Below are 1,125 nucleotides of genomic sequence, written 5' to 3'. Positions count from 1 at the left end.
GAGGACGCGCGCACCGTCCGCACCGGCAAGCCCAGCTTCCGTCTTTCCCTGAACACCGAGGTGACGTCATGAGCATCACGAAGAAGCTCGCGGTGCTSSSCRAGCACCATTACGGGCTGGACAAGCTGCCCGAGACCATCCGGGTGCCGGCCCTTGGCGAGCGTCGCGACGAGRCCGTCAAGCCGGTCGGGGCGGCCTCGATCGACGACCTGGCCTTCGCCCTCATCGGGCTGAACGAGCGGGCATCGGCGCTCTACCGCGAGATCGATRCGGTGCGCACCCTCCACGACGAGGCYCGCAAGGCCGGCGCGCTSGGAGYGGACGTCGCGATCGACGCCCTGATCGCGGCGAAGGGAGGCAAGTGATGGCCCTCCCGATCATCTCCGCCGATCAGCGTCTCGCCGAGCCGCGCGGCATCAAGGGCACGATCTTCGGCAAGTCCGGCATCGGCAAGACCWSSCTTCTSTGGACGCTCGACYCCGCCACCACGCTGTTCATCGAYCTGGAGGCGGGCGACCTSGCCATCGAGGGATGGTCCGGCGACAGCGTCCGSCCGCGCACATGGGYCGARTGCCGCGAYTTCGCGGTCTTCATCGGCGGCCCCAAYCCGGCGCTKCGGGACGAYCAGGTCTACAGCGAGGCYCACTTCGCGGCGGTGTGCGAGCGCTTCGGCGATCCGGCTTCGCTCGACCGCTACCAMACGGTCTTCATCGACTCGATCACCGTCGCYGGGCGGCTCTGCTTCCAATGGTGCAAGGGGCAGCCCGAKGCGTTCTCKGAGAAGACCGGCAAGCCCGATGTCCGCGGCGCCTACGGCCTGCAYGGCCGCGAGATGATCGCGTGGCTCACGCATCTSCAGCACACGCGGGCGAAGAACGTCTGGTTCGTCGGGATCCTCGACGAGAAGCTYGAYGACTTCAATCGGCGCATCTTYCAGCCGCAGATCGACGGCTCGAAGACCGGCCTCGAGCTGCCSGGCATYGTCGATGAAGTCCTRACGATGGCSGAGATCAAGGACGAGTCCGGCGCGCCGTACCGTGCCTTCGTCTGCCAGACGATCAACCCCTGGAACTTCCCGGCGAAGGATCGATCCGGCCGTCTCGACCTGATCGAGGAGCCGCATCT

The 1,125-nt window shown here is 67.0% G+C and carries 2 protein-coding genes; both read left to right on the top strand.

Annotation, left to right across the window (positions count from 1 at the left end; all coding sequences use genetic code 11):
• A partial coding sequence (locus L598_RS21285; RefSeq protein ID WP_246658876.1) for a hypothetical protein occupies positions 1 to 365 on the top strand: 365 nt, incomplete at its 5' end.
• On the top strand, positions 365 to 1,125 hold a 761-nt coding region (locus L598_RS21280), incomplete at its 3' end, for an ATP-binding protein (RefSeq protein ID WP_144866140.1). The genes L598_RS21285 and L598_RS21280, both read left to right, overlap by 1 nt.

The organism is Mesorhizobium sp. J18 (assembly GCF_007829525.1).
Lineage (GTDB): Bacteria > Pseudomonadota > Alphaproteobacteria > Rhizobiales > Rhizobiaceae > VLJP01.
This window is presented reverse-complemented; position numbering and strand designations above follow the sequence as displayed.